Source organism: Bacteroides sp. 1_1_30 (assembly GCF_020982715.1).
Classification (GTDB): domain Bacteria; phylum Bacteroidota; class Bacteroidia; order Bacteroidales; family Bacteroidaceae; genus Bacteroides; species Bacteroides xylanisolvens.
Map to the genome: position 1 here is coordinate 50,432 of NZ_JAJKHN010000019.1, position 26,663 is coordinate 77,094.

Annotated in this window: 23 protein-coding genes, 2 pseudogenes and 1 riboswitch; of the genes and pseudogenes, 11 read left to right on the plus strand and 14 right to left on the minus strand. The window is 45.0% G+C overall.

The annotated features are described in order from the left end of the window. Positions 1 to 122 precede the first annotated feature (122 nt). From nrdG to LPH68_RS07355, 4 genes are all read right to left on the minus strand, one after another. Positions 123 to 581: an anaerobic ribonucleoside-triphosphate reductase activating protein gene (nrdG, locus tag LPH68_RS07340; protein WP_008026567.1), complete on the minus strand. Its 459-nt coding sequence runs from the start codon at positions 579 to 581 to the stop codon at positions 123 to 125. A 194-nt stretch (positions 582 to 775) separates the two neighbouring features. Continuing rightward, complete coding sequence (locus LPH68_RS07345; protein WP_120144892.1) at positions 776 to 3,169, minus strand: anaerobic ribonucleoside triphosphate reductase; 2,394 nt, start codon at positions 3,167 to 3,169, stop codon at positions 776 to 778. A 31-nt stretch (positions 3,170 to 3,200) separates the two neighbouring features. After that, positions 3,201 to 3,390, minus strand: a riboswitch (cobalamin riboswitch). Positions 3,391 to 3,677: 287 nt separating this feature from the next. After that, positions 3,678 to 4,538 carry an Rpn family recombination-promoting nuclease/putative transposase gene (locus LPH68_RS07350; protein WP_118407738.1) on the minus strand — a complete coding sequence of 287 codons (861 nt, stop codon included), beginning with the start codon at positions 4,536 to 4,538 and terminating at the stop codon, positions 3,678 to 3,680. Between the two features lie 530 nt (positions 4,539 to 5,068). Next, on the minus strand, positions 5,069 to 5,581 hold the full coding sequence (locus tag LPH68_RS07355) for an HU family DNA-binding protein (protein ID WP_009038697.1): 513 nt from the start codon (positions 5,579 to 5,581) through the stop codon (positions 5,069 to 5,071). A gap of 366 nt (positions 5,582 to 5,947) precedes the next feature. On the opposite strand from LPH68_RS07355, the gene LPH68_RS07360 reads away from it, so the two are divergent. Continuing rightward, entirely contained in the window at positions 5,948 to 6,220 is a 273-nt protein-coding gene (locus LPH68_RS07360; protein WP_049702163.1) for a DUF4248 domain-containing protein, read from the plus strand. A gap of 245 nt (positions 6,221 to 6,465) precedes the next feature. On the opposite strand, the gene LPH68_RS07365 is transcribed toward LPH68_RS07360, so the two are convergent. The 8 genes and pseudogenes from LPH68_RS07365 to LPH68_RS07400 all read right to left on the minus strand — a co-directional run bounded on the left by LPH68_RS07365 (position 6,466) and on the right by LPH68_RS07400 (position 18,552). Beyond that, positions 6,466 to 6,984 (minus strand): hypothetical protein, encoded by a 519-nt coding sequence (locus tag LPH68_RS07365; protein WP_118218435.1) that lies wholly within the window; start codon positions 6,982 to 6,984, stop codon positions 6,466 to 6,468. Between the two features lie 20 nt (positions 6,985 to 7,004). Continuing rightward, positions 7,005 to 8,804, minus strand: a complete 1,800-nt coding sequence (locus tag LPH68_RS07370) for a hypothetical protein (RefSeq protein ID WP_120144912.1) — start codon at positions 8,802 to 8,804, stop codon at positions 7,005 to 7,007. 119 nt (positions 8,805 to 8,923) lie between these two features. Further along, positions 8,924 to 10,126 carry a hypothetical protein gene (locus LPH68_RS07375; RefSeq protein ID WP_151923144.1) on the minus strand — a complete coding sequence of 401 codons (1,203 nt, stop codon included), beginning with the start codon at positions 10,124 to 10,126 and terminating at the stop codon, positions 8,924 to 8,926. 259 nt (positions 10,127 to 10,385) lie between these two features. Further along, positions 10,386 to 11,552 (minus strand): BACON domain-containing protein, encoded by a 1,167-nt coding sequence (locus LPH68_RS07380; protein WP_120144894.1) that lies wholly within the window; start codon positions 11,550 to 11,552, stop codon positions 10,386 to 10,388. Position 11,553: 1 nt separating this feature from the next. Then, positions 11,554 to 12,861, minus strand: a complete 1,308-nt coding sequence (locus LPH68_RS07385) for a DUF4302 domain-containing protein (protein ID WP_151923143.1) — start codon at positions 12,859 to 12,861, stop codon at positions 11,554 to 11,556. Between the two features lie 28 nt (positions 12,862 to 12,889). Beyond that, positions 12,890 to 13,801, minus strand: a complete 912-nt coding sequence (locus LPH68_RS07390; RefSeq protein ID WP_015531492.1) for a putative zinc-binding metallopeptidase — start codon at positions 13,799 to 13,801, stop codon at positions 12,890 to 12,892. A 20-nt stretch (positions 13,802 to 13,821) separates the two neighbouring features. Further along, positions 13,822 to 15,375, minus strand: coding sequence for a RagB/SusD family nutrient uptake outer membrane protein (locus tag LPH68_RS07395; RefSeq protein WP_118407732.1), 1,554 nt, complete (start codon positions 15,373 to 15,375; stop codon positions 13,822 to 13,824). 38 nt (positions 15,376 to 15,413) lie between these two features. After that, positions 15,414 to 18,552, minus strand: a pseudogene (locus tag LPH68_RS07400) (SusC/RagA family TonB-linked outer membrane protein). A 584-nt stretch (positions 18,553 to 19,136) separates the two neighbouring features. Between LPH68_RS07400 and LPH68_RS07405 the strand changes: the two are divergent. Next, on the plus strand, positions 19,137 to 19,361 hold the full coding sequence (locus LPH68_RS07405; RefSeq protein WP_004314034.1) for a carboxypeptidase-like regulatory domain-containing protein: 225 nt from the start codon (positions 19,137 to 19,139) through the stop codon (positions 19,359 to 19,361). A 42-nt stretch (positions 19,362 to 19,403) separates the two neighbouring features. Here LPH68_RS07405 and LPH68_RS07410 read toward each other — a convergent pair whose 3' ends face one another. After that, positions 19,404 to 19,871: a hypothetical protein gene (locus tag LPH68_RS07410; RefSeq protein ID WP_151923142.1), complete on the minus strand. Its 468-nt coding sequence runs from the start codon at positions 19,869 to 19,871 to the stop codon at positions 19,404 to 19,406. 296 nt (positions 19,872 to 20,167) lie between these two features. Between LPH68_RS07410 and LPH68_RS07415 the strand changes: the two genes are divergently transcribed. From LPH68_RS07415 to LPH68_RS07455, 9 genes and pseudogenes are all read left to right on the plus strand, one after another. Continuing rightward, positions 20,168 to 20,512, plus strand: a complete 345-nt coding sequence (locus LPH68_RS07415; protein WP_008770759.1) for an SH3 beta-barrel fold-containing protein — start codon at positions 20,168 to 20,170, stop codon at positions 20,510 to 20,512. Next, entirely contained in the window at positions 20,509 to 20,733 is a 225-nt protein-coding gene (locus LPH68_RS07420; protein ID WP_009038700.1) for a hypothetical protein, read from the plus strand. The genes LPH68_RS07415 and LPH68_RS07420 overlap by 4 nt, the downstream gene beginning before the upstream one ends. Positions 20,734 to 20,841: 108 nt before the next feature. After that, complete coding sequence (locus tag LPH68_RS07425; protein WP_117684042.1) at positions 20,842 to 21,597, plus strand: HNH endonuclease; 756 nt, start codon at positions 20,842 to 20,844, stop codon at positions 21,595 to 21,597. Beyond that, the gene (locus LPH68_RS07430; RefSeq protein WP_004314038.1) at positions 21,594 to 22,037 is read left to right on the plus strand and encodes an N-acetylmuramoyl-L-alanine amidase; all 444 of its coding nucleotides are present in this window, start codon (positions 21,594 to 21,596) and stop codon (positions 22,035 to 22,037) included. The genes LPH68_RS07425 and LPH68_RS07430 overlap by 4 nt, the downstream gene beginning before the upstream one ends. Before the next feature lie 47 nt (positions 22,038 to 22,084). Then, the gene (locus tag LPH68_RS07435; RefSeq protein WP_151923141.1) at positions 22,085 to 23,098 is read left to right on the plus strand and encodes a DUF4373 domain-containing protein; all 1,014 of its coding nucleotides are present in this window, start codon (positions 22,085 to 22,087) and stop codon (positions 23,096 to 23,098) included. Between the two features lie 316 nt (positions 23,099 to 23,414). Continuing rightward, positions 23,415 to 24,038: an NYN domain-containing protein gene (locus LPH68_RS07440; protein WP_151923140.1), complete on the plus strand. Its 624-nt coding sequence runs from the start codon at positions 23,415 to 23,417 to the stop codon at positions 24,036 to 24,038. A gap of 19 nt (positions 24,039 to 24,057) precedes the next feature. Beyond that, positions 24,058 to 24,333: pseudogene (locus LPH68_RS07445) on the plus strand (hypothetical protein); the annotation flags it as partial. 156 nt (positions 24,334 to 24,489) lie between these two features. Next, on the plus strand, positions 24,490 to 24,684 hold the full coding sequence (locus LPH68_RS07450; protein ID WP_004317307.1) for a hypothetical protein: 195 nt from the start codon (positions 24,490 to 24,492) through the stop codon (positions 24,682 to 24,684). Between the two features lie 163 nt (positions 24,685 to 24,847). After that, positions 24,848 to 25,150, plus strand: a complete 303-nt coding sequence (locus tag LPH68_RS07455) for a hypothetical protein (protein WP_225449910.1) — start codon at positions 24,848 to 24,850, stop codon at positions 25,148 to 25,150. Positions 25,151 to 25,276: 126 nt separating this feature from the next. On the opposite strand, the gene LPH68_RS07460 is transcribed toward LPH68_RS07455, so the two are convergent. Next, positions 25,277 to 26,638 carry a TolC family protein gene (locus LPH68_RS07460; RefSeq protein ID WP_151923138.1) on the minus strand — a complete coding sequence of 454 codons (1,362 nt, stop codon included), beginning with the start codon at positions 26,636 to 26,638 and terminating at the stop codon, positions 25,277 to 25,279. Between the last annotated feature and the right edge of the window lie 25 nt (positions 26,639 to 26,663).

The window sequence follows — 26,663 nt, forward strand, 5'->3', positions numbered from 1 at the left end:
GATTCACTTGGTTTCGTAAAGGTAAACAAAACAACGGTACAGGTGTTTTTGTTTCCTTTGAAAAATAAGTTTTTTTAGTGCTCAACTACTGGATTCAACTTACTCTAAATGTCGAATTACATTTACTTCAGCTTCAAAATCCGCTGATTACTGCTTCCCCTGAACTCCAGATATGGAGAGAAAAGAGCCTGTTCGAAGCGTCCGTCCACCAATACATCAATATAATCAAGAGCGGCACTCAAACGAGGCTGCGCCTTAATTTCTTCGTATGTGTATCCGGTGTAGCACCACACGTTCATCCCTGTTTCCTCTTTCACCCGTTTCAGTAAAAGCAGGAACGCTTCCGGATGAAAAAACGGATCACCGCCGGAAAAAGTAACGCCGTCCAACAAAGGATTCGCTTTGATTTCACGAATGATGGACTGTATTTTCTCCTCCGTCAGTTCTTCTCCTGCTCCCGGATTCCAACTCTCCGGGTTGTGGCAACCGGGACAATGATGGGAGCAGCCGGCAAGATAAATAGAAAACCTGATACCTTCACCGTCAACAATCGTTTCAGAATAAGTTCCTAGTAAATTCACTTCTTTAATAGCTAATGGAAAATGAAGATTTGAGAATGGATGATAACCATATAAATGTGGAATAAATACTCGTTACAGAACAGTACAAGATGAGAGTAACGTGCTGCAAGTAATAACCGAATAATGGATAATGAACCGTAACGCTTTCATCAAGCACCGTTCATTATCCATTCATCAATTATCAAACATTTATTCTACAAATGTTTTACACGGTCCTTCTCTTCTGCCCGTTTGGCAGAGTTCCAAGAGCTTAAATCGCCTGTCAGATAACCGGTGATACGACGCATACGGAGAATACTTTCACTCTGGCATACAGGGCATTTATCGAAGATAACTCCCTTGTAACCACAGTTATGACAAGTGTCTACCGGGTGATTGATAGAGCCGTATCCAATTCCTTCGTCGTGCATCACTTTCACAATCTTGGCAATAGCACGCACATTCTTCTGCGCTTCACCGTCCAGCTCCACATACGTGATGTGTCCGCCGCGTGTAATAGCGTGAAACGGAGCTTCACGCTTGATTTTCTCAACGATGCTGATCGGTTCTTTCACGTCTACGTGGAAAGAGTTGACATAATAGTCGCGATCTGTCACTCCGGGGATTTTTCCATATTTCCGGCGGTCCATTTTCGTGAAACGTCCCGAAAGTCCTTCGGCAGGAGTAGCCAGAACGGAGTAGTTCAGGTTATATTTCTCTTTATATTCGTCTACCACTTTATTCATTTCCATCACCGCTTCATACAGCGTGTCCCATGCTTTCTGGCTGTGTCCGTGACCTTGTCCGTAGAGAGCCACCATCGCGTTATGCCCGCCGATAAATCCGATCCCCAGTGTACCGCTGCGCAAGGCGTCTCCTACCTGTTCGTTCGGATTCAGTTCGCCACCGCCTTTCCACACATTATTTCCCATCATGAACGGGAACTGGCGTGCCAGGGCCGTACGCTGATACTGATAACGTTCGTAAAGCTGGTCGGCCACGAGCGCAGACATTTGGTGTACGGATTCGATGAAAATTTCTTTTGCTTTTTGTTCGATGGCGTCCTTGTTGCGTTCATCTTCTACCAGATTTTCCGCTTTGATACGGGCTTCGATAGCCAGTCTTGGCATATTCAGTGTGGTGAACGAAAGATTGCCACGTCCTAAAGAAGATTTTTCTCCGGCCACATTTTCAAAAACACGGGTACGGCAGCCCATTGTTGCCAATTCGTAAATGTAACGCTGCGGATCGTCGGCTTTCCATTTCTCGTTCTGGTTGAAAGGTGTGTCGAGGAACATGAAGTTCGGGAACAACGCTTTCGCAGTAGTCTGGCAAGCCTTTAATAACAAGTCGAAGTTGGGAGCCTCGTAACTGTCGGTCATTGCCGCTTCGATGTTCTCCGCTTTCATTGCTTTCTCAAAGTCTTTCTCCGAGTAAGAAACGCCGTCTTTCACCTTGAATATCTGGATAGGGAATACGGGTACTTCTCCTCTGGTGCCGAGGCCTTCAATGGTAGCTTTCAGCAGTTCTTCGATCACCATGCGGCCTTCGGCAGAAGTGTCCGTTCCGTAGTTGATGGAACTGAATACCACTTGGTTACCGCCACGAGAATGCATCGTATTCAGGTTGTGGATGAATCCTTCCATTGCCTGATGTGTATCTTTACGGGTCTGCTGGTAGGCTTTTTCGACGATGCGGGCAAGGTGTTCCTTATCTATAATGATCTGTAAAGCGACCAGAGCGATGCGCAATGTTTCGCGTTCGGCCTCGGTGGACTTGATAGACGGAAGGTATTCTTTAATCAACGTACGGATGGATTTTTCATCGGCCTGATTTCCGTTTTCCATAGCCACATAGAAGTTGATGAACGATGCCAGATGCTTGCGGAAAGATTTGGCCACTCCTTTTGCCATGAAGAAGTCGAAAGCCGGAATCGCCTGTCCGCCATGCTGCTCATTTTGGTTGGTCTGAAAGATGATGGTAGCCAGCGTAGCATAGCTTTGGATGCTTTGCGGGGTGCGGATGCTACCGTTCTTTGTGCGGAAACCGCGTTCAAAGAGGTCATCCATATCATATTGAATGCAGGTTGTCGTCTTTGTCGGATAATAATCCAGGTCGTGGATGTGAATGTCTCCCAACTGGTGTGCTTCGGCAAAACGTTTCGGCAACAAGTATTTATAGGTATAATCTTTAGTTACTTCGGAAGCGAACGTCATCATCTGTCCGGCAGGCGTGTGACTGCTCATGTTGGCGTTGCTCAAATTGACATCGTTCTTGTCGATAGCCACAATGCCGTCCATCACCTGTTTCATCTGGGTTTTCTTATCACGCTCCGTATTCCGCCATTCGCGATAGATGATGTATTTCTTCGCTACTTCCGGCCGCACTTTCATCAACGACTTTTCTACCAAGTCTTGAATCTCTTCTACGGTGATCGTGGGGGTTGAAAACTGACTGATAACATTCATGGTGATGTCAGCAACCAACTGCTGCTCATCCTGAATTCCACTTGCACTGAATGCTTTACTGATTGCATTCTTAATCTTACTGATAGAGAAATCTTCTCTTTTACCATCACGTTTGATGATACAAATTTCCGCGTAGTTCATAACTTTAACTCCCGAAAGCATTAATAAATTAAAAATAGAAAATCTCTTCGGCAGGTCTTCTGACTTATCCCTCCCCCGCAACACCTTCCCACACCGGCATCGATGCAGTGGCCTATTGTGCGGATTCTTAGAGAATTACAGCAGCGGGTACTGTCGCCGATTTGCACAGCGTTCCCTCATTGACTAAACCTCTTTTTAGTTCCGAAACCGGATACAAAGATAGGAGATTATATCATAGCTTGGTTAGCTTTTAACATTAAATTTCGGGAAACTTTTCTTTCTCACTGATACAGAAAGTTTTCCAAAACGGAAAACTTTTTTCTGATTTTAACGTGGATAATATTCCAAATCCGTTCATTTCACCCCAAAGACATATATAGTTTTTAGATACTTTACTCTTAACGAAAAAAGGATGTGTTAAAAGTCTCCACAACTATCTTTTGCTTCATAAGTTATAGACTATTTTTTCACTTTCGACAAGCCTTTCTTCCCAATGGAATGAAAGAAATTATAATTTTTCTATTTCTTCTTTCGAAAGCCCGGTAGATTTCATAATAATATCGTCAGCCACACCTAATTCTTTCAAATTACGAGCTGTTTCTTCTTTACCTTTTTGCAAACCTTTCTGTAATCCTTTTTGTAAGCCTTTCTGTAAGCCCTTCTGTTCAGCAAAGTCCAACGTATTAAAATAATCGTTATAAACTTTCCATTCTTCTTCATACTGGGCTCTTTCCTCCTGGGTCATATTTGCTTTGGAAGCCAACTTTTCAAGTCGCTCGAAGACGGCCTTGCGAGCCTTGAAAGGCATCCGGTCAAGTGTATCCATATGCTTTAGTATATAAATCCAGCGTTCAAAATCATTTTCACATTCATCCTCTTCTTTGTTGAAGTTCGGTAGTTCGATAAAAATCTGCCGGAACTTGTTGCTGAAGAGCTTCCCCGTATCCCTGTCAGAAAGAACGACATCCGTTCTGATTTTAGAGGGCATATCCTTATCCATCACGAAATTCATGAAGAACACTCCGTACACGGCATCCAACTGGAAGTTCCAAACTCCCCTTTTCGCTTGCTGCGTAATGGCCCTAGAAAGATAGAAGAGGGCACGATCTTTAAAATAAGGCTGTTCCCGGTTCTGCATTTCTACGATAATACGTTCACCGGTATCGGTTACGCAATAGATGTCGTAGATAAGACCTCGTTCTGTTTTTACTTCCGGCGGCTGTTCGTTGTTAAGGAACCTGATGTCGGTGATTACGTGCTCGCCTACGAGCAAATCGTTCAAGAAGTCGATTAACAACTCCTTTTCTACCTCTCTGCCGAATAAAAACTTAAAGCCAAAATCGGTAAAGGGATTGATAAATCTTCCCATTATATGCTGTGTCTCAATTATAAAACAAAGATAGAGTTTTTTTGTTGAATACGGTCAAGAATAGAAGAAAATAAATGGATACAAAAAGAAAAGCTGCCTCGTCCATTCGAGACAGCTTCTTTACTTGCTCCTTACTTATGTTTACTCTATGAGTTGCTACACGTTTATTTTTACTTGTTCCGCGAACTACGTGCAGACGGCACGTTCTATGTTTTTACGTCATTCCGTTTCATACCTTTTTTTTCAGGTATGCCAAGCCTTTTCCAGCTAGCTAATCCTTTTCTGCCTTGCCGTTTCTCCGGTGGCGGAAACGCAGAACTGCTTCAAGAATATCCAGCAACTTCTCCAATAATAGTCTCATCCGTTTTCTTTTTAAAAGTTAATAATCCGTTTTATGTCCGTTGGATTCCGTTTTATGTCCGTTGGAATTTGACAGCCAACCGTCAACCGTCGGTCATGTTCGGGCTTTAGTTTGCCCGACAAACTTATCAGTTAGTCCCTGCGGATTCAGCTGCCGGCTGAACTCCCGGTTAAGCTGCCGGGTCCGGCGCTTCTCCGCTTCCACCACCAGGTTTATTATCATCATCCGGTTCTTTGTCAATGACATCGTCGGCCACAAACGAACCCGCTACATCCTTGATGTGCACAAACTCCACCCCGGTGGTCAACGCACGGGTAGCACTTCCGTTGGCGGCGCGGGTGTATTCGGGAGTAAACTGGCAACGCAATGAAGTGATCTGCGAACTGCTGACCTTATTTTCCAACTCTACCCCTTTTCCGTTTGCCTTGGCAATCATAGTAAACGTCCCCAAGCCTTCGAGGCGCACCGTGCGGCTATTGAGCAACTGTTCACGCATCACCGACATCAGGTTACGAATGACGTTGTGAACATCACCCGCCGTCAGCGAGGCTTTTTCTGCAATCAATTCCGCCATTTTCTGCGTATTGACCATTTTCCCGAATTTCACCAGACGGGGATAATAAAGTTTCTGTCCTTCCTTGTTGGCAAGCGTTGCCTGATACGGTTTGTAAATTAATGGCATACTTTTTTTCCTTTCTTCTTTTTAATGATTAATGAATAAATTCTATCTGTAACCGATTACGAAGGCAAAAGTATATGAAAAGAAAAAAGCAGAGGAACACGATGTGACAACTCATCACAAGAGACAACAAACAGGCACAATTTCTACACAAGCTATGCCAACAGAGGCTTCTGTACAAAGCAGAACCACTTGGCATAAAAAAGCGTATCTTCGCATTCACACAGGATAAACTTAAAAGAAACAGATAAGTTCCTGTCACTGATTAATGGCTATTTTTTTAGGAGTAATCCGTGCCTAAATTATGATATAAACGAATTATGATATAAACAAATTATGAACACCTACTAATAATAGAAAGTACCGACAATGAAAACAGAAACAACAGTAACCTCCGTCAGCCCAAAAGAAATGTCGGAGACGGCAAACTCTCCCCGCATACAGACTTACAGCAAAAGTCAGCTGGCCACACTTTATCTGCCTCACATACAGTCTGCTTCGGCACGCCGCACCCTCCGCAGTTGGATTGCCCAAAATACGGCATTACAAGCCGCACTTGCCCAAACCGGCTACAGTGAAAAGGCAATCTTACTTACTCCGGCTCAAGTTGGACTATTCTTCAAGTTTTTGGGAGAACCCTAAAAAACAAATACGGCACGGAAAGGAATGAAAATAGAGTGATCTGAATGGATATTTGACATCGTAGTGCCCGAACAGGATTTCCCTCCGGCATACAAGTAATTTTTTAGACACGAATGACGCGGATGACACTGATGACACGAATGACGCAGATTTTTAAAGCTGCATAGCTATTTTAAAATCCGCGTCCGTCATCCGCGTCTAAAAGATAAATTCATAACCGGGCAAGAATATCGCCCGAAGCCGCCTTATTCCGAGGGTTCTTCTCCCGACGGTTTCATTAAATCGGCAGTGACCTCCGCTTTAAAACGGACCCCGTCATGAAGCCGCAGATTCAATTTGACAGTCACATTCGTTTCGCTGTTACGCTGCACATAAAACGTCCCTGTAACCTTTTTATACTGCGAGTAATAATAAATCGGATCTTCGTAGATAAAAACATACTGGTCGTTGTGATAGAGCGTAGAAGCATCCACCACCTGCCCTTCCCAATACAAATGGAGAGAAAAAGCAAAATAAGTATCAGTCTTTCCCTCATCCATCTTTTCCGGAGAAAGGACACAAGTTAAATAGTCCCCATCCACAGAAGCCACACCGGTCACAATCTTATTCGCCTCTCCCCGGAAAGAGTAAGTACCGATGGAAGGCATTTCCTCCACGTCCGGCCCGGGAGTTATCGAATCATTGTCGTCGCTGCATCCGACGAAAGCCAACAGCAGTCCCGATAAAGCGAACAGGTTGAAATATTTCAGTAAAATTTTCTTCATGAATATACTTCATTAAATCGTTATTCTATTACGGTCGCCGTGCCCTTGTAGTAGCCGGACAAGTCGCCATCGTACTGTACAATACTAAAAATCTTGAATGTCATTTCAATTTCACTTCCTTGAAGAGCCACAGAAGTATTGCCACCTGCGGCCAAATGAGCACCGTTCGTCGTATTAGCCTGATTATAAGTCACTCCTCCGTAAGCGATCGATATTTTCGCATTTTCCGCACTACCGGAAAATCCGTGAATAGCTCCCTCCATCATACTCTTCGGAACACGTACCACGGCATCCGCTGCCGACATTCCGGCCACGGTAGTGATACCTGCCTGCCGGGAAATATAAATCGCACAAATATCCGCATCTGTCTTATCTACCACTACCGACTGGATAGTCACCGGAGTGCCGTCCGCTCTCAACTGATATTGATTCGGAATCGTCGTATCATATACTTCGAAAGTACCGTTGTAGTTGCCCGATATTTTAAGGCTATTGTCTCCCAAATATTTGAGGTCGAGCGTCAACGAGTATTCATTATCCGCCGATTTCGACACACTGAATGTACCTGCCGCGTCTTCCAGATGTCCTTTAGAAACTTCGATTCTTTCTTCATCATACGGATTATAATAAGTAAACTCAAAAGCCAGATTCGTAGTTGTTATATCTACCTCCTGTCCGTCCAGTCCTGTATTCGGAACAAAAAGACGTACGTAATATGTATTTACATTATTCAAATCTGCAGCAGATGAAATCCCTGACGGAGTGAGATACAAGGCAACTCCTTCATTGGTCTTTTCATAGAAGGTAGCTTTGATATCACGTGTACTTTCTCCATTCAGAGTCAAAATATTGGTGGTGCTTTGCTTTATCTCGGTGTAATTACCTTCATAAGAACCTTTGAACTTTTCGCCCGAAAGCAACGTAAAACTAAAGGTTACCTTTATACTCTCTTCTGTCTTTTCGACTTTGAGCTTACCAGCCGAGCACACATCCGCCCATCCGTAAGGATCTACTGCGTCAATATCATCCGCTCCCAAGTTCGTCATGTTATAGAAAGCGTACTCCACATCTTCACCAGCGGTAATATCGATTTCTTGTCCGACCATTTCGGGAGTAACAGCCAGCATCAGATATTCGGCATCCGATATATCCTCCACCGTAGTCAAGCCGGCCTCCGGACTTAAATAAACATATTGGAAACCTCCTAACGTAGTAGCCACAACCGACTTCAACGCACGTACCTCATCGCCCAAAGAATATTCGCTCGGAAGCTTTTCCGGAGCCTTGTAAGCGCAATCCGCCTCGCCCGTAAATTTGCCGCCACCTTTCAATGTAAAGTCAAAAGTTGCTTTCACAGCGGATGTCTCATTTTCTCCCGGTGTCATTGTCACGGTGATCTTGCCCTGTGTCAACGCCTCTTCCCATTCGTCAGGACTAACGGTGACAATCGCCTCTCCGTCGGCATCCATGTAATAAACCACATAAGTGTCGTCATCAGAACTACCTACCGTGACCGGATTGCCTACCAGACTCTTATCCACTCCCAGCATTACATATTCCTTACCGCTGCTCATAAAGTCTTCCAGCGTTTCCAGACTTTGCAACGGACTCATACATACGTATATAATGCCCTCCTGTTCAAAGCAGGACACCGATTTCGCTTGTATCGTCTTATCTTTATACGTATACGTATTAACAGTTTCTACCGGCTCCGGTTCTGGCTCCGGTTCAGGCTCGGGCGCCGGGTCATCGCTACTACATGCCACAAAACAACTCATTGTTAGCATGAACAAGAAAAAGGAAATAAATCTAGTTTTCATATCTCTCATTTTTGGGGTTAATTATAAAATCATGTAATTAAAAAAAAGAATACCATCGGGCAGATAAACGCCATCGGACAGCCAATGCGCCTCGGCCAAATGAGGCGCTCCGTCCGGATTTACGGATGACTGCCGAATACATTGATGGGAGTATCCTGCGAGTAGGTGGTACGCACATGATGCGGGTGTGCTTTATCACAATCGATAAAGTCAATAGTCAGCGTATGTTTGTCGCCATCGCGTGCCACGGTCATCGTTCCGCCGTCTATACGTGCATATTCTTTCATGGTTCCGTTGGATATTTTCTCGTACCAGGTTCCCTGCGGATATGTAAATACATTGGGATAACCCGAAGCAATGCCTCCCGGTTTCAGGAATTCGCGCGGAATGCCCTTCGATTCTTCGTCACGTGCCACTACCTTATACGTACCAGCCGGAATACCTTGTGTCACATCCGTAGCCCATTCTACAAAGAATTCCACTTTCAGCACTCTTCCGTCGCCTGTCGGCCATGTGTCGGTAAGTCCTACACCGTCTTCTGCCAGGTAAAGTTCGACTACCCGGCACGATTCATCTTGCAGGTAATAAGAATCGCCCTTATCTTGCAGACGGGCTTGTGTCCATTCGTTCAGGGCGAGATCGGTGGTCAGCGTAGAGTTCGGAGTTTCTTCCGTGCTTTCGTGACGGTCGATAGTAGTCAGTTTTCCCGTGTAGGTGAAATAACGTTTGAGCGACAAGTCACCTACCAACGTACCACTAATCGTATATTCGCCGCCGTCACTCCGTTTGACAGTCATTTTACCTCCGGATAGGAGGTCGGCATCAACGCTTGTGGAGTACGCTTTCACGTCACCATAAAAAGTACCGCCAGGCACTTCCACTTTTCCGGTCGGCAGATCCATCTGGTTCATGTATCCGAGGTTGAACGTCCATTCATTAAACGTATATCCGTTCGGTGCCGCATCAAAGGTGCTTTCAGGAAGCGGAAACTCCGTGGTTCCGGGAGCAAACGGCGGAACATTGAGGCTGAACGCCATTATCTTGCCCGGTCCTATCGGATTACCGGCAGCGTCCACTTCCATATCCGTATACAGAGTGAGCACAAAGTGATCCGTCCCCACTCCGTCTTCGTCTCCCCAGTATACCAAGTTGGAGTTGACAAACTCTACGGTTTCAGGAGTAGGTTTTCCATTTTCTCCGCCGGGTTTTTCGCCCTCCGGATTTTCTGTGTCATTGTCGCTGCAAGAGGCCAACGCACACGCAGACACAACAGCGAACAGGCAAACACCTAATAAATTCATTAATTTTAATTTCTTATCCATATAAGAGTTATTTTATATCGTTACATCATTAAAAAGAACTTCCGTAGTGCCCGCGAAGGCAATAAAAAAGGCAGGGTAATCCCGGGAAAAAAACTCCCGTTCTCCACACGGGTAGTCCTCCCCGCCTGTCATATATGTAAAGTTAAAATTAAGAGAGGGTCATTAACCTCTCCTTCCGTTTCACAACGGTAGTTCTTTTCTTCATACATCTATTCCGGAAACGTTATATCCGGTTGATTCATTAGTTGCAAGTTTCCAACTATTTAAAGAGCGCAATGTCAGGGAAAAGAATATAGTCTTTCAATGCTGCGGTAGAAAATTGCTGTCCGTCGAATAGTGCTATCGCAAGATAACACCCGCTCTCCGGTGCACCGGTTACATCCTGATAACTCATCCCGACAGAACCATCCTGATAAAGCAGGGGAGCAAATCCGAAATTACCTTTCGCATAAATATTGGAGGAAGCAGCTACGGAAAAGCCGTATAATGTTTGTAAAACCACCTCCTCTTCCAGTGCTGTATTATCAGCCGTCCTGCTATTGGCTGTTTCATCCACCTCCTGCGTCAGAATAAAATCTTTCTGTGCTGCGCCGATAGGAACCACAAAAGCCCCATCCTCGTAGGTAGCCTGCAATGAAATCGTAGCCTTCGAAGGATCTTTCAAATACTGCACCACCGGAGTACCGACTAATGACATTTTAATAGTGTAGCCATCACCTTCCGCATCTTTCGTCACCTCCGTAGCCGACAAAGAATATGCCTTATCTATCTTTTTCTTATCCCATTTCACATAAATCTGACTGCTCTCCCATGCTCCGAGCAGGTCGCTCGCTTCATACTGGTAGACATAATAGAAAAACTTCCGTCCCTCATTGGTACTGACCATCAGTTGGCAAGCACGCGGATTTCCGGTCTTGTTCTCTTTCAATACGAGCAAGAAGCCTTCTTCTTTCGAGGCTGAAGGGACTTCCACCCAGTCGATTCCTTTCTGTACACTCACCTTGAAATCGAACGAGCTGTTGACCCGCACCACGGTTTGTGAAGGAGCATTGCCAAGCCGCAACACCTGTTGGTCGGTATCGGGCGCAAAAATATTACCAGCCTGTGTCACCACAATCTTCTGTTCGTTGCTACCATCGCTTACGGTCACTTGCGTGGCACGTGACACATATTCATAATTAGCCCTGGCAAGTAATGTGATTTTCTCGTTTGTCACTTCGATCACCCTACACCAGTCCGCACCGGAAACAGCCGTCAGTTCCCCGGCAGCCTGCAAAGCCACTTCCACCGTTCCACCGCCAGCAGCCAGATCGACATCCGTGTCCACGATGCGTAAGCCCTGCGGCGTTTCATCATTATCCGTGCCGCACGCTGCCATCAGCAGGCAGCATACAGATAATACGATCATAAATAACTTGTTCATCATACTATTCTTCTATTGTTTTTTTAACTAATCTGATGGAAGCAAACGCATCCGTGTATCCGATGAAAGCCGCGTCCTCCTCCTGCGAGTTGTACACTCCGAAGATGAATCCGGAAATTTCTCCCATCCAGACTCCATTGTCCACCAGGTAAATGCCGTTAGTGGTAGCATAACTAATCAGTCCGATAGACTCACTACGGAGCACATAATCGTTCATTACGTCCCACATAGCCAGATAAACATATCCGCCCTGCACCTTTTTGAGAAGCTGCGGGGAGACAGAAAGTCCGCCGCGCGGCTTGTCAAACATCACCAGAATATCATATTCCAGCCCCTTGAGCCAGTAACTCTTTCCGTCTTCGTTCTTCAATAGCCGAACTTCCTGCGAGGCCACTTCCAGTTGTTTCGTTTCATCGTTCAGGCGGTAAAAATCCATCTGATAAGTGCCCGGATAATAATCATAGCTTTGATATCCGGCAGTGTAGACACCCGCCAGTTTGACCCCCGTAGCCCCTTCGTCGGTACAGACAAAGCTGATAAGCTCGTTCTTCCAGACAAAATTCTGCATCGTCTGCCCGTCTATCGTTACCGGTTCATGGAAACGTAGTCCGTCGGCGGTAAACATAAAAGGCACGGTTTTCTGATGCACTTTTCCTATTTCGTCGTAATAAGTCAGGATAAACGTATAGTTGCTGCGAATCATTTGTCCTGTGTAGAGTCCGTCCATCAGTAAGTCATATTCATAAAAGAAAGCATCGTCCTCCACCTTCTTAATTTTGGTGAGATATTGCTTCCACGTCTGGTCTTCGGTAAGTGCCTTCATCACAATCCGGTTGCCGTATTTTTTGCCTTTCAGTTCGATACGCTCGGCAGAAGCACTCGAAATAATAAATTCGTAGTCGCCTCCGAGCGTCCCGTTCGGGTCGTCAGACATACTTCCCTGCGGCTGCCCGAAATAATGCACCAGATAATTATAGGTATCGAATGACAACATCGTCGCCTGTTCCGACTTAACGCTATAGAGCGAACTGACCGTCTCATCTGCTTCCGACATCTGCGAAGCCATTGTCACCCGCTGACCATCAAACCTGCAAAGCAGGGTGATGCCTCCAAGCGAATAATCCTTGCCGATGTAATATTCCATCACCCAGCCATTCGGAGCCGCTTTCAAAAGTTCGCTGCACCGGTTCACATCGGCTGTGGCACGGTTGGCAGACGAATCGTCAAAGTAGTTCTCCTCCTGAAAGAGACATGACTGCAAGCCCAGGCAGGCAAGAGCTAACAAGAGGTATATTGTTATATTCTTCTTCATAGTGATAATGTATAATTAAAATTCATACTCATTGAATCGTACTCAAGTCAATTTCGGTAATTTCCTGCTGACGACGCAGTACGATTTTGCGCAGTTCGTTGAGGTCGATTCCCCAAGTATCCCGCATATAGTTGTAAACAATAGCAAACTTTTTATTGATAGTGGCTGCACCCGTTTCTCCGGCAGCCCTCAACATATTATCCCAGTAGGTCTGCGTGTGGGTGACGTACATGGCTATGTTTTCCACGAAATCCTCGTTCGCCTGATTCATGGCATAGGCGGTCACGAAGCCGTCGGGCCACGCTATATCGTTTGTACGGGGCATGGCTCCCTCTGCAGTCATGTAGTAGTACCAGTCGGCTCCCACATATTTCCCCTCCGAGATCCGGTTGAAAGAAGGGTCGAAGTTCCGTTTCTGGTGCAGGATATGAGCGAACTCATGGTGCATCGTTTCAAAGTAATAGTTGTTCAGTTTTTCGATATTGATTTTCTTCACGTTGAGGTCGTTCACGTTGTAAAGCGTGATTTTCTTTCCGCCTTCTGCCGTACCGAGTACCATATTCCCGCTACTTTCGTAAGCAGGCGATCCGATGAGATGAAAGGTTTTAGGCACATATACGCGGAGAAAATCGATTCCAGCCAGTTCTACATAAGCGTCCATCCAGACGTGCTTGATGATTTTGGACAGTGCCACCGCTTTATCATAATCGGCAGGTACAAGATTGTATTTATGGTCGCTTTCGATGTCCTTCATGCGATACATGAAATCGATGTTGTAGGGATATGTGTAGTTGTCGAGCAACCAATCGTCGAAAGCGTTCCTCTCCACCGGCTCGGTGGAGAAAATGCTGTGCGCAGTATCTATTTCGTCGTCATTGTTGCAAGCTCCCAGGCAGACTGCGGTAAGGGCAAGCAAAAAATAAATGAGCTGTTTTTTCATAACTTCCACTTTTTTCTTTGTTAATTTCTTCTCGGGTTGGGTTGTATACCCGCCACGATCACACTCCTCGGAATTTGGATTGCATAACGCAAGTCGTTCGGAGGCATTTCGTCGGTGACACGCTGGTTGGCCATGTCACGGCGATAAATCAGGATGCCATATCGCTTGATGTCGGGCCAGCGCATCCCTTCATGCAGGGTGGTGATACGACGGATATGCAGAATACAATGGATGAAGTTTTCCTGCATTCCCTCTTCAATCGTAAAGTCGGGGGCCAGTTTCTTTTTCGGTGTTTGTTGCGTGAAGGGAGTATAAAAACTCATCCTATCATAATAGGTGTTGATCTGTTCGGGTGTCAGCACCGATTTGTTGCGGGTATAGGCACGTTGCCAACTCGTGATGTCGGCTGCCGACTGGGCATACATTTTCTTCAGCGCGTATGCTTCGGCACGACAAAGCAAGGTTTCGTCCGTAGAAAACAAAACCGGCATATAATAAAGGTATGTGCCCTCATAAAGCCCGCTCTTGCGCAGGATACTGGCAACAAACCCGTTGGTGGAGAAAGGTTTCAGATAGAAATAATCCGAACTGCCCCACAATCCTGAAGACAGACAGGTTTCGCTGGTAGCGAGCGTCTGGTTGTGGAAGTAACGCGGACCTATCAGATAGTCACTCCCGATTGCTCCCCAGTTGGAAACGGTGCTGCTTATCAACAGGTTGGCTTCATTGGAAGAGGCGATATAGGCATCTGCCTGCACGTTTCCGTTCACGGAAAGATTACCCAACGCTTCCCAGTTGCGCAGCAGATCGGCAGGATTAGTCCCCAATACACGGGTGGCAAAATCAATCACACGGTCGCAATTGGAAAAATCGGGCTTCATATAATAAAGGTAAAAACGGGCGGCAAAGGCATAAGCGGCTTTACGGGTAAAGTGATATTTGGGTACAGAGTAGCTGTCGTCCGAAATCAAGTCGATCCCTTCGAGGAGGTCACGCTCCACTTTTCGGTACACTTCTTCCAACGTGCCTCGTTCGTAACGGGGAGATACGGTGGTTTCTACCTCTTCCATATAAGGCACTCCTAAAGATTGGGAGGCATGAGTGTCGTAGGCGTTGCAGAAGATATTCGCCAACATGAAATGACAGTAGGCACGGCACACGAGCGCTTCACCTCTCTGTGGGTCGAGTGACGCCGGATTTCCTTTTTCTTCGATGGCATTGAGCGCCATATTGGCGGCGGCTATTGCGCTGTAGTAACCTCCCCAAAGAGAATTGGGCGTGTCCTGATATTCTTCCTTGGTGTCTTGCCAGTGGTAGCACTCTTGTTCGGAAAGCTTGTAGTAACCGTAGGTAGGGCCACTATCATCAGAGTTATCGCTGTAAAGCTCGAACAGTTCGTTGGGCGACACGTCGGCATACGCCGATACAAGCAGTTTGGCTATTTTCTGGTCGGTGTTCAACTCCGTACGGTTGTCCGGCATTTCGTCCAGAAAGCCGTTGCAGGAGACGGTGGTCAGACCTAAACTTGCGGTCAGTACCAGTGCAGGGAGTATATGGTTTATCTTTTTCTTCATCTCTCGTATGTTTTTTAGGTTGATTCTCTATTCTTTACTTACAGTCCCAGGCGCAGGGTGAGGGTGAACTGGCGGGGTACGGGCGATGCTACACCGCCGGTATTCACAAATTCCGGATCCTGCCCGTTCAGTTTCTTGTCGGCATAAATCAGGAAGAGGTTAGTGGCCTGCAACTTGAGCGACAAGTTGGAAATTTTGGCAGGGGCAATCCAGCTTTTCGGGAACTCATACATCAGTGATATTTCCTTCATACGGATAAAATCGCCTTTGGCAATACGCTCCGTGGAGTAGTTGTAAGCATTGTAAGCAAGATAGAGCGAGGTATTCGCCTGATATTGCGGGTCGCTTATTATCACTGGTATATTGGTTTTCGCCTCATCGCCGGAGACCGTCCAACGATTCTTAAACTCACGCGGCATGGCGGTGAGGTCGGAGTATTTATAGTTGAACACAGGGTCCAGTCGAACTACGTTGCCGAAAGAATAGGTCATAAAGACATTCAGTTTGAAGCCTTTGTAAGTGAATGCGTTACCGAAACGTCCTGTGACAGTAGGGTCGGTAGGACCTTCATATTTCAGATAATCAAGTTTCTCCCGTTCCTGAAAGTTGACACCGGTAGTGGTCAGTTTTCCGTCAATCAGATACTGTGGAATACCGTCCGCGTCGAGCCCTGCAAAAGGGATGGAAAACAGTCCGCGCACGGGATAGCCTTCACGGGCGAAACCGTTGCCGGATACCAGTTCCATCATGCTGGTGAGTCCTTTCAGTTGGGTCACTTCATTTTTGGCGTAGGAGAAGATAAAGTCCGTATTCCACGAAAAATCTTTCGTGCGAATGTTGCGGGTGGAAAGGGTGAACTCCACACCGTGGGATTTCATCGTGGCTACGTTGGCATATTTGTTGATGAAACCGCCCACTCCCTGCGTGGGAACTACACCGATCAAGTCATAGTTGTTGCGCTGATACCAGTCGGCAGAGAAATTGATCCGGTTTTCGAGCAAACCGAGGTCGATGCCGATGTTCAGTTCATGCTTTTTCTCGTAGGTGAGTTCGCTGTTCTCGATGTCCTCTATGTAAAGTCCCGTTTCCTGAATATCGGTAAAAGGACGATAGGGAGAGAAACTGCGGATGATGGCTTGCGAATTGGTTACTTCCGCCGGACCGCGATCGGCAGTAAGAGAGTAAGAAGCTTTCAGAGTCAGGTTGGAAAGAGTGGGTTGGAGCGCTTTGAAAAAAGCTTCCTCATGCACGTTCCATGCACCGGACAAGTTCCACGTGGGCAGCCAGCGTGACGAACGGCTGCGCCCCCATGCGGTTGGTTCCTTCATAACGAAACGTTCCGTTGAGCGTGTAACGGCCGTCATAAGAATAGGTGGCGTTGAGAAAGCTCGCAATGCTACGGGTTTCGGAGTGCCCCAGACTGTAATAACGCGAACCGGACTCTATTCCGTTCTTGAAAAACTGATAGACGTAGGAAGGGATTTCCCCCATCGAATATTGCATTCCCCAGCCCTGAAAGGAAGAATATGCCTTTTTAAGACTGTTCACTTCCATACCGGCAAAGAAGTTAGTGATGTGTTTTTCGGCAAAAAGGTGATTCCATGAGAGGGTTCCGCGGAAATCGAGCCCCAACATACGGCGGTCCTGGCGCTGGTAGATTCCCCCCTCGGGCAGCAGGGTGATAGGCAGGGCGTATGGATTGTCGGGGTCTTTATAAAGCAATCCGTTTTGTTCGCGGATGGTGGCGTCGTCCATACCGGTACGGTAGGCAACGGCTTGGTTGGCATCGTCGAGCACGTTGTGTTCCTGCGACGAGGTCTGGTATCTCACAGCTCCGAGGGCACTTAATTCAAGTCCTTGAATCACTTTCCATTTCAGCTCGCCTTGAAATTTCACATCTACCATGTTGATTTCGATGTAGTTATTATCCAGTTCGTGAAGAATGTTGAATGGAGCGTAGTTGCTGATATAATCCGCAGACGGGTCGAGCGTACGGCTCGTATTGAGCGCGTAAGAATAAGGGTTGATATCGAATCCGCGTGACATCTTTCCGGAAGCGATGTCGAGGGTAGAGCTCATCGTTCCCGGTGCGTTTTGCTGACGGTAGGAAGCGTTAGAAATCAGGTTGATCGACAGGTTTTTATAAAGATTATAGGTGGTGTTTACATTGGCTGTGTAACGCTTCACTTTGCTCTGCTTGTACCAGCCCGGATCGAGCATAGCGCTCAACGAGGCATAGAAGGATGATTTTTCCGTTCCGGCGGTGACGCTGACGGAATGATTCTGCGAAATGGCATTGGTGAAAAGCACGTCGAACCAGTCGGTGTTACGCATTTCCGCTTCACGGAGATAAGCATTGCGGGATTCGGGGGTGTTGAGAAGTCCGCGCTGGCCGTTGCTGTTATTATACTCGTCGATGAGACGATACATACGACCGTACACTCCCGTGTCTTTGGTACGGAAAAGGTCGGCACTGTTCAGCCAGCCTTTCTGCTCCATCTCTTTATAGATACCCATCTGTTCCTGCGAATTCATGATATTGAATTCTTTATAACTGGGTATGGCACGGGTGGTAAACTCACCGGTATAACTGATTTTGCTGACTCCGGCACGGCCTTTTTTGGTGGTGACCACAATCACGCCTGCCATCGCACGTGCACCGTAAATGGAAGTCGCCGATCCGTCTTTCAATATCTGAAAGCTCTCGATGTCGTCGGAATTCAACCCGGCTATGGCGGAACTGATTAATGTCTCCGCATCACCGGAGGAAAGATCGTCGGGACCTACGTCGATGGCATCTTCAAGAATCACTCCGTCTACTACCCAAAGGGGCTTGGAACTTCCGTAAATGGAAGTAGCACCGCGCACACGAATCTTAGGAGCGGTACCGAAAGTACCCGAAACGTTCTGAACGGAAACTCCTGCCGCACGACCTTCCAAGCCGCGACTGATGTCGGGCAGACCGTCCAGTTTTACATTATCGGCATCCAATTGTTTGGTGGCTCCCGTAAACAGGCGTTTGTCCATCTTTTGCATACCGGTCACCACCACTTCCTGCAATACTTCGGAGTCGGATTTCATCATCACCTTGATTGTCCCCGGCTTAATAGGAACATCCTGCGGCTTCATGCCGACATAGGTGATTCGCAAAGTTCTTGATGAACTTATACGTTTCATAGCCCATTCCTCCGCAAATATCTAAATATAAAGTCTTTAATAAACATAAAAAAGAAGATACCTAAAGAGAATACAAGCAAACAAATGCGGAACTATAAGATAAAAATAATCTTCCTTTTTTGCCTTTAATCTACTTTTTTCGTCTTTTACCGGTTTACTGAAGAGGTAGAAAATATCTTTTATATAATGACCTTTCCAGTTCCCAAATAGCTTTTATCCTGAACTCCAAGTGACAATATAAAAGATAACGGTCACGAAATTCATAATCTTCCCGAAAACTATCCTTTTTCTACCGATAGATGCTAATTAATGATTTTTCATGTGTTATTAAACATCTTATCAGGCTATTTTATCACATTTAAATATCAAAAAGAAACTTCTTTTGAATTATCAACCATCACAAAGGCATAGAAATTCACTTTTACACACTCGTTTCATCTGCATTTCTTTTTCATCAATAGTATTTTGTCTATACAGTTCAATTTCGCATTTTTTTTCATATTTTTCTTTGTTTTTCTAAAAATGTGCTTACTTTTGCAAATAATTAAATAACAAAACAGACTATTCTACTATATAAAAACTATATGAAAAGAAAACTAACGCTGTTATTAACTTGCTTATTAGCAAGCATTAGCCTGACAATTGCCCAAACCTCTAAAAAGGTAACAGGCGTTGTCTTCTCCGAGGAAGACAATCAACCTGTCATAGGGGCATCTGTTGTAATTAAAGGTACATCTATCGGAACTACCACTGACCTTGATGGAAAGTTCGTGATTAGTAATGTACCAAGTTCATCAAGAACTTGGTAATCATTAGTCCATTCCTTCTATTTTCGTCTTTAATTCTACTTTTTATTGTTCCTCTTTCTCCCTATCTCCTTCCTTTTCCATAGGATCCTTAACCAGTTTTTTGGAGGTATGAAATCGAATTTCAATGTCTATATGGCAGTCATTATCCACCGTGCAGTCTATATCTGCCGAATCGTCAACAATTAGATTTAAAACATGACACAACACTTCGGGAAATCCGGGAATAAATTCAGACTTTCCAATGATACAAGCAGAATAATTATGAATAGTTGTCCAATCGGGGATAGGACTCTGACCGTCAAATTTACATTTACACATACGTCCTATTGAAGAGCGCGAACAATTCGAATGGTTCGCCACATATCTTTCCGGAATATTATTCAACTGTTCTATCTTAAAAATACGATCCACCACCGCTTTCTTCACATCGTCGTCACTATGACGGACACCGGTTGTTTTACTCTGTTTATCTCTACTTTTTACTTTAAATTTATTGCTTTCCTTTTTCATAATTTATTTTTATATTATTCCACAAAAGTCCGATATTTCTTTTAACATTTGTGTTCAAGCATGACACATTCGTTCTTATTCCATGAATAAATTTAAATATGGATAGATTTGGAGGTACCCATTTTCTACCCAACTGACATAATCAAAAAAAACAGGTCGAATCTTTTAATGCATCGACTCATTCAAGCATGACACATTCGTATCCATTCTTTTTTTATGCGTCAAGCTTGGACAACCTTTACGCAACTCATCTTCTACCTTTGCCACCGTAATCAAAAATAAACCGAATAAAAAAAATGACTGAAATCAAAAAGAATCATTCACTTCAACGGATACGGCTTATGAAGCAGGCCGCTGTCATCCGGCAAAGTAATGGCATGAGCCGACACGATGCACTCGTCACGGCTCACCGGATAGGAAAGCTTATCCGACAAATGCATCACGGAAACGTCTGTTTCCGATATACCAAGCAGGATGGAACCATCCGTCGTGCCACCGGCACACTCATCGGCTACGAACATAGTTTCCGCCGCCCGTACACACCAAAACCGGAGAACACATTTGTCGTCTATTACGACATCGATGCCAAAGGCTGGCGCACCTTTCATGCTGAAAATTTTCTGGATATCGAAGTGGAATGAACCTACAAGAAAAAGGAATGAATCAGCAAGAACGAAAAGAGTGGGAAGCTCTTTGCAGACAGTATAATGTAGACTCCCTGCAAGAAGCGATTCAAGGTTGCCGGGAAGAATTAGAATTTCTCATTCACTGTGCCGAACGGCTCGAACCTCCTACAGAGCAAGATGAAGACAGCAAGAAACGCCGTTTAACACATACAAGAAACGCCGCTTTTCCACACTAGGAAGCGCCGTTTAACAGATGCAGGAAACGCCGTTTCTCCTTGCTAAATTCAGAGAAGCGACTATTTTTTAACAGAGTATAATTTTATTAACATTTATCAGTATCAAGTATGGAAAATTGGAGATTTATTGAAGAAAACCCCGACTATATGATTTCAGATCATGGGCGGGTATTGAGTTTCAAGGGCAAATCGAAGTTAATTCTTTGCACTAAAATCATCGGAACCGGTTATGAAACGGTATCACTCCTGAATAAAGGAATTTGTACCGATTACAACGTCCACCGCTTAATTGCCAAAGCATTTATTCCGAACCCGAAACATCTGCCGCAAATAAACCACCTTGACGGAAACACAATGAACAACCACGTGTCAAACCTTGAATGGTGCGATGCATACACCAACACGATGCACGCCATCCGCACAGGATTACGCCCCACCGGAACAGGTTCCCGCAAAACTCCCTGCGCCGTAACGGATGCGAAAGGAATCATTTTACGTGCCTATCCGTCTATGAAAGAAATGGGCAGAGAGGAACGTCTGAAACCGTCACACCAACACTGGCTCATCCTGCAACTGAAACATCCGGATCGTGTATGGCTACATAACCTACGTGCAAGGCAACATCGGGGAAACGATTTCATGAAAGTTCCCTTTGCCAATTCATCGGCTTTATCACAACTGCCTGTCTTTTTAAACTCATTGGCAATAACGGATACGGCTGTACCACCGATTCACGCTCCCTTCACTCCGGTGCACCACTCGGTGACAAAGCAATATTACCGTCAACTGTCTGCAGAGGAGGCTGCCGCCTTCGGATTCACCTCCCCTACTATACGCAAACAAGAAAGGAGGATTTCACAATGAGAGACACCATCATCATCCACTGTTCCGCCACTCGTGCGGGACAGGATTTTACCGCTGCCGACATCGACCGCTGGCATCGTCAACGCGGCTTCCGTTCTATCGGTTATCACTTCGTCGTCCGTCTCGACGGCACGGTTGAACCGGGAAGGGATGTTGCCCTCGACGGAGCACATTGCACGGGATGGAATCATCGGTCTATCGGTATCTGCTACATTGGCGGACTGGACAAGAACGGTCGGCCTGCCGACACACGAACGGAAGCGCAGCGTGAAGCACTTGTCCGGCTGGTAGAAGATTTGCGCCTTGTCTTCCCTTCTCTGCAACAGGTGATAGGACATCGGGACACCAGTCCCGATCTTAATGGAGACGGTATTATCTCACCGAACGAGTATATAAAATCCTGCCCCTGCTTCGATGTAAAAGCGGAGTTTATTCAATAATTATCAGTTATTTATTATCAATTATTTACAATCAGTAATTTATCATCATGGCCCGCATTTCCAAACCCGGATTAGATTATTTTCCCCTCGATGTCAATTTTCTGCAGGACAGAAAAGTACGCCGCATCTCCTGTCGCCACCATGCGGCAGGGATTGCTGCGCTCACTTCACTGCTTTGCCTCATTTATAAAGAGAAAGGTTATTATATTTCGTGGAACAAAGACACGCTCTTCGACATCGCCCAGGAAGCGTGTTGCGAGGAGGAGGAAATGCAGGCCATTATTGATGATTGCCTGGCGGTGGGGCTGTTCGACAATCTTATATATAAGGAGTACGGTGTATTGACTTCACAGGCCATTCAGGAACAATATCATAAAATCATCACCGACAGCCGGAGAAAATACAAATTACCTCTGGAACATTTCTGGCTTATCAAGGAAGATTTTAAAGATGTAACAGAATCCCATGATTTTGCTACAACAATGCCACAAACAAAAGAGGAAACGGATACAGATATCAAAGGTAAACAGGAAATGGATATGGAAAATGAGATCAAATCTGAAATCAAAAAAGACAAAGAGACAGAGAGACAAGGAAAATGCCAAAAAGAGAATGAGAGGATAATGCCGCCCGTTCCGTCAAACAGCGTTTTTCAGGCTTCGCCTGTCGTTGTAGAGGGTTTGTCTTTGGATAAATCGATTGGAAGAGAAAAAACGGAATCTACTGCGGAGACGGTTTCTGAAACAATTTCTGAAACAGCTCCGAAAACGATTTCGGAAGGGATGCAAACGGGAGGGGGTTCGGAAGCTATACTTCTACTAAATATGCAAACAATCGGTATTCGGAACGAACAGACAGTGAAAGCGATTGCCGCCCTTGCCCGACGTAAAGAACTGGGAGGTCCCGGCGGGATTTTATGGAAAATCCTTAGTTCCCAATACCGCCCTACCCTGCTCAAAAAGAACGAACCGGGTGATTACATTCTTTGGGCGCTCAATCATCCGACGGAATTTGAGAACACATACAACGGGACACTGAAAAAGCTAATCAGGGGAAGATAAACCGGGAAAAAGTCTGAATATAAAAACGAAACATGCCATCATCATTCGTTTATATCATAAATTCAGGCAAAGAAAGATAGAAAACCAAGAACTATCGCTTCTTATCATACAAGGAAAAGGCCTCGACTTGTAGAGCCAGTATTTGTAACTCGAGAAACCAAAGAATAGAGTAAATCATAAAAAAGGAAGAAAAAGAACCTATCAATTTGTTATTCTAAAAAAGATTTGTACCTTTGTGGTACAAATTACCCCCCTTAGTTGAGAAATACTAAGGCTGACCCATCAATTAAAGATGGGTTTTTTTATATATAACGCTATGGAAGACAAAAAGAAAGTAATAGTCTATGTAGACGGTTTTAATTTCTATTACGGGCTGAAGTCTAAAAAATGGAAAATGTGTTATTGGCTGGATTTAGTCAGCTTCTTTAATAGTTTTCTAAAGTCCTATCAAGAATTGGTAGGAGTCAATTATTTTTCAGCTCGTCCAACAGATGCAGGCAAACACGATAGGCAAGATAAACTATTTCAAGCAAACAAATGTAACCCTAAATTTAACTTGATATTGGGTAAATACCTCAAAAAAGAGATTAAATGCCGTTATTGTGGTGGTATCATTCATTCTTTTGAAGAAAAAGAGACAGATGTACGAATAGCTACAAAGATTCTGTCGGACGCCTATAAAAAGCGTTGTGACATTGCTATCATTGTATCAGCAGACAGCGATTTAATACCACCTGTAGAGCTAATAAGAGAATTTAACCCGTCACAAAAGGTCTATGTATATTTTCCTCCTAACAGATATTCATCTAATTTATCGAACCTAAGTGATGGCACACGTAAACTTGATGGCGCTTTTAATATATTCAAGAAACATATATTGCCCCAAAAAGTGCAGCTACCAAACGGATATGTAATAGAACGCCCGGATGAGTGGAAATAAGATTTCAGATCGACCTATCTTGCCGTTGAAGGCACGAAAAGCTGTCTTCGAGAAATTGGAAGATATCGCTGATGTGGCTTCCATGTCTCCGGAAGACAGGGAGCGATACGACAATAGCGTCAAGGTGTACCGCGATTATTTGGTGACACTGGATGCAGCTGAACAAAAAGGGATGAAAGAAGGCGCCCAAAAAGCCCAACTACAAATAGCCCGGAACATGAAAGCCAAAGGGATAGACAACCAATCTATTGCCGAATGTACTGATTTACCTTTAAGCATGATCGAAGAGTTATAGAGTTATAGAGTTATTAGACAAAAGAAGTTAAAAGCACTCATCAATCCACAATCAGCCACCCTCTCTTGCAAATATATTTGTTATTTTTGCGGAGTAATAACATTATTACGTTCCAAAACAGATATTTGGGGCATAGCTCTAAAGGAGACATTAATTATGGGAAACAGTTTAAAAAAACAGAAAGAAGCTTCATTGGCTGCTAACAACACCAAAAAGAGCAAAGGTGAGAGACTTGGATGGAAATCAATAAGCGAATATAAAACTGTGTCTCTCAAAAAAATTGTCGGAAACGGGAATCGTGTAAACGAAACAAATATTCCTGTAAATACAAGTATAAGACTTGTACCGTAATGCTGGATAATATAAGGCCTTATAAGATGATATTTATTCAAAAAGCGTCACCAAATGTTGGTGACGCTTTTGATTTTGCATATATTTATAAATTCTACTCAAACAGAAAAGATATCTGTCAAAGACTAAAATGCACAACTATACAGAAACTCTACGTATATTTATGACTTGTGCCAGCATTGTCCCTCTCATTTTACAAAAATTCCCACTAGCTTCATTTGTGATAAATGGTGCTCAAAGTTTAGATTTAGAATCTAACAAAATAGAAGGAAGAGCCAACAATCAAAGGTTCAGATTATACAAAAACATGGCTACCCAATTATTTGGTAAAGAACGTTTTGAACATTACGAATTTATAGAAATCAGTTCTTACCTGATGGTAAACAAAAAAGAGTGTTCTGATATAGAGAGAAAAAAAGACAGAATTAAAGAAACCCTTCTTAACCTATATGACATAGACAGCTAAAACAAAAGAGGTGAGTTCCCCTTCACAAGATAGCCCACCTCTTTCTCTTCATACACAAACATTCAAATTATCAGGTTCCAGATGCTCGTCAATGTAACGGATGCCATCCATTTTAAACATACCTCCCTACATACGGCCGCCACCCAAAGCCTGATACAACGTAATCACACCCTGAATTTCGGTAAAGCGGTTCGCCACTTGTGACAGTTGCGCGTTGAGCAACGTCTGTTGTGCCGTCAGCACTTCCAGATAAGTGGTGTTGCCATGCTTCATCAACAGACTTGTGCTCTTGGCGGCTGTTTGCAAAGAGGCTACCTGCTTGTCGTAGTAGTCGGCTTTCTCGCGGGCAGTCTGATACTGCACCAGTGCCTCGTTCACTTCCACACCTGCATTCAGCAAGGTTTGTTCGAAGCTAAGGCGGGCTTCCTCTTGTTGGGCTTTCGCTATTTTCAGTTGGGCGATGTTGGCGCCTTTATTAAACAGAGGCTGCGTCAGAGAAGCTACGGCAGAAGCCAGAAACTTCCCCGGATTGACAATCATGCTACCCGCACTGTTGGTCCAGCCTGCGCTGCCACTCAACGTGATAGAAGGATAGAAAGCGGCACGGGCGGCATTTGTGGTGTAGAAAGCCTGCGCCAACGAGAATTCTGCGCTACGCACATCGGGACGGTTGGAAAGCATCTGCAAGGGAACACCTACGGAAAAGTTTTCCGGCAACTGCTGGTTTCCCAGTTTGCTACGCTGTATCTCATGGGGAGTTTCAGCCAGCAACAACGCCAGTGAATTCTCTGCCTGGTTGATTTGTTCTTTCAGGTCGAGCACGGTGGTACATATATTATAATAAGTAGCCTCCGTCTGCGCCAGTCCCGCCTCGTTCACCATACCGGCTTTTTTCATGGCACGGGTGGCGTTCACGCTTTCCTTCCACGCAGCTTCGGTGGCAACGGCTATCTCATATTGCGAATCGAGCATCAACAAAGTGTAATAGGTGTTGGCAACGGATGCCACCAATTGTGTCTTTACGGCTTGTTCATATTCCTTGCTCTGTTCGTAAGCGGCTTTCGCACGACGTTTTGCGGTGGTCACTTTTCCGAAAATATCCAGTTCCCACGAAGCGGTCACGGGCAGAGAGTAAGTCTGCGTCGCCTTTCCACGGTCGAAACTGCTGGCAGCTCCTTCCGGCGCAAGGAATAAAGAAGGCAGATAAGACAGTTTGGACGTCAACAAGGTAGCTTCCGCTTCTTTCACACGCAAGTGGGCAGTCTGCATATCGGTGTTGCGCACGAGTGCCGAATCAATCAGGTTTTGCAAAGACGGGTCGGTAAAAACCTCCCGCCACGAGAGGTTGCCGAAGTTTGCCGTATCGGCGACCACTGACTCGCTGCCGTAAAGTCCTTCGGGAACTTCCGATACCGGTTTGTATTTATTATAGATACCGCAACTGCTCAAAACGAGTGTTGCTGCGGACAGAATTATTATTTTTCTCATTCAACTATAAATTTATGATATAAAC

Coding starts and splice junctions, on each gene's coding strand:
- LPH68_RS07380 (WP_120144894.1), bottom strand. CDS start 11,552: ATGATGAACAAGTTATTTATGATCGTATTATCTGTATGCTGCCTGCTG.
- LPH68_RS07450 (WP_004317307.1), top strand. CDS start 24,490: ATGGGAAACAGTTTAAAAAAACAGAAAGAAGCTTCATTGGCTGCTAAC.
- LPH68_RS07415 (WP_008770759.1), top strand. CDS start 20,168: ATGACTGAAATCAAAAAGAATCATTCACTTCAACGGATACGGCTTATG.
- LPH68_RS07410 (WP_151923142.1), bottom strand. CDS start 19,871: ATGAAAAAGGAAAGCAATAAATTTAAAGTAAAAAGTAGAGATAAACAG.
- LPH68_RS07420 (WP_009038700.1), top strand. CDS start 20,509: ATGAACCTACAAGAAAAAGGAATGAATCAGCAAGAACGAAAAGAGTGG.
- LPH68_RS07350 (WP_118407738.1), bottom strand. CDS start 4,538: ATGGGAAGATTTATCAATCCCTTTACCGATTTTGGCTTTAAGTTTTTA.
- LPH68_RS07460 (WP_151923138.1), bottom strand. CDS start 26,638: ATGAGAAAAATAATAATTCTGTCCGCAGCAACACTCGTTTTGAGCAGT.
- LPH68_RS07360 (WP_049702163.1), top strand. CDS start 5,948: ATGAAAACAGAAACAACAGTAACCTCCGTCAGCCCAAAAGAAATGTCG.
- LPH68_RS07345 (WP_120144892.1), bottom strand. CDS start 3,169: ATGAACTACGCGGAAATTTGTATCATCAAACGTGATGGTAAAAGAGAA.
- LPH68_RS07440 (WP_151923140.1), top strand. CDS start 23,415: ATGGAAGACAAAAAGAAAGTAATAGTCTATGTAGACGGTTTTAATTTC.
- LPH68_RS07375 (WP_151923144.1), bottom strand. CDS start 10,126: ATGGATAAGAAATTAAAATTAATGAATTTATTAGGTGTTTGCCTGTTC.
- LPH68_RS07355 (WP_009038697.1), bottom strand. CDS start 5,581: ATGCCATTAATTTACAAACCGTATCAGGCAACGCTTGCCAACAAGGAA.
- LPH68_RS07370 (WP_120144912.1), bottom strand. CDS start 8,804: ATGAAAACTAGATTTATTTCCTTTTTCTTGTTCATGCTAACAATGAGT.
- LPH68_RS07455 (WP_225449910.1), top strand. CDS start 24,848: ATGACTTGTGCCAGCATTGTCCCTCTCATTTTACAAAAATTCCCACTA.
- LPH68_RS07435 (WP_151923141.1), top strand. CDS start 22,085: ATGGCCCGCATTTCCAAACCCGGATTAGATTATTTTCCCCTCGATGTC.
- LPH68_RS07395 (WP_118407732.1), bottom strand. CDS start 15,375: ATGAAGAAAAAGATAAACCATATACTCCCTGCACTGGTACTGACCGCA.
- LPH68_RS07425 (WP_117684042.1), top strand. CDS start 20,842: ATGGAAAATTGGAGATTTATTGAAGAAAACCCCGACTATATGATTTCA.
- LPH68_RS07385 (WP_151923143.1), bottom strand. CDS start 12,861: ATGAAGAAGAATATAACAATATACCTCTTGTTAGCTCTTGCCTGCCTG.
- LPH68_RS07390 (WP_015531492.1), bottom strand. CDS start 13,801: ATGAAAAAACAGCTCATTTATTTTTTGCTTGCCCTTACCGCAGTCTGC.
- LPH68_RS07405 (WP_004314034.1), top strand. CDS start 19,137: ATGAAAAGAAAACTAACGCTGTTATTAACTTGCTTATTAGCAAGCATT.
- LPH68_RS07365 (WP_118218435.1), bottom strand. CDS start 6,984: ATGAAGAAAATTTTACTGAAATATTTCAACCTGTTCGCTTTATCGGGA.
- LPH68_RS07430 (WP_004314038.1), top strand. CDS start 21,594: ATGAGAGACACCATCATCATCCACTGTTCCGCCACTCGTGCGGGACAG.